The following is a 1,370-nucleotide window of genomic DNA, read 5'->3' as shown; positions in this document are numbered from 1 at the left end:
GGCACTATAAAATATTTTGTGTAAATGGAAAATACGGGATTCAAGTTTGAGTCGCGTATTTTTTATTTTATAGATTTGCAAAATGAAGAAGATTATGAAAGAAAAGAATCAAGTAGTGCCTGATGAGGTGTTAAGCAAGGAGTTCCTTAGCCAGTTCAAGACAGAAGCGGATGTGAGCAAGTTTCTGAAACAGTTGCATGCCCAGGTGCTGGAGAAGATGCTTGAGGGCGAAATGGACGCCCATTTGGGCTATGAAAAGAATTCTGTGACAGGGAACAATACCGGCAACTCCCGGAATGGCAGTTATCCGAAGAAAATCCAGACCGAACATGGAGAGTCTGTCATTTCTATTCCACGTGACCGTAACGGCCAGTTTGAGCCGATAGCAGTGCCCAAACATGAAAGTCGTGGGCTTTCTATAGAAAAGCTCGTTATCTCCCTATACGCCAAAGGAATGAGCGTTTCTGACATAGAGGAAGAGATGCGTGAGATTTATGAAATAGAGCTCTCTACATCGGCCATTTCCATCATTACCAACAAAGTCAATCAGGCGGCCCAGGAATGGCAGAACCGTCCTCTTGATCCTGTTTACCTGATAGTCTGGATGGACGGTATCGTCTTCAAGGTACGGGATAACGGTAAGATCATAAACAAGACTGTTTACCTTTGCGTCGGACTGAAACAGAACGGCCTGAAGGAAGTTCTTGGCATGTGGGTTGGCAAATCGGAAAGCTCTTCTTTCTGGATGGGCGTCCTGACCGACTTAAAAGCCCGTGGAGTGCAGGATATACTGATTACCTGTACCGACAATCTGAATGGATTTACGGATACTATCCGCAGTATATTCCCTCAGTCATCCACTCAAATCTGTGTGGTACATCAGATCAGAAACTCCTGTAAATATGTCGTTTATAAGGATAAGAAAGAGTTTACAGCGGATATGAAGAATATCTATAATGCACCCAACAAAGAGGTTGCAGCCACAGAACTTGACAATCTGGAAAAGAAATGGGGAGGAAAGTATCCTTATGCTATACTTTCATGGAGAAACAACTGGGATGATCTGACTGTTTTCTTCCAGTTCCCGCTGGAAATCAGAAAAATAATCTATACTACAAATCTCATTGAAAACCTGAACGGAAAAATCAGAAAGTACACGAAATCAAAGCTTTCATTCCCTTCCGATGATGCAGTCAAAAAGACCGTGTATCTTTCACTTATGGAGATTGAGAAGAAATGGACACAGCCGATTCATAACTGGGGCTTGATTATGAATCAATTTATGCTTATGTTTGAAAACAGAATCCAGATATAAGAACAAACTTACAACTGAATCCTGTTTCCATTTACACAAAATTTTGGACAGTGTC

General features: G+C 41.8%; 1 protein-coding gene. It reads left to right on the top strand.

The window, feature by feature from the left end:
* Nucleotides 1-94 precede the first annotated feature (94 nt).
* Nucleotides 95-1,315, top strand: a complete 1,221-nt coding sequence (locus H3001_RS19070; RefSeq protein ID WP_449579142.1) for an IS256 family transposase — start codon at nt 95-97, stop codon at nt 1,313-1,315.
* Nucleotides 1,316-1,370: the final 55 nt, after the last annotated feature.

The organism is Phocaeicola faecicola (assembly GCF_013618865.1).
In the GTDB taxonomy this organism is placed as follows: Bacteria; Bacteroidota; Bacteroidia; order Bacteroidales; family Bacteroidaceae; genus Phocaeicola; species Phocaeicola faecicola.
Note: the sequence above shows the minus strand (reverse complement) of the source record. Positions and strands in the feature narration are given on the sequence as shown.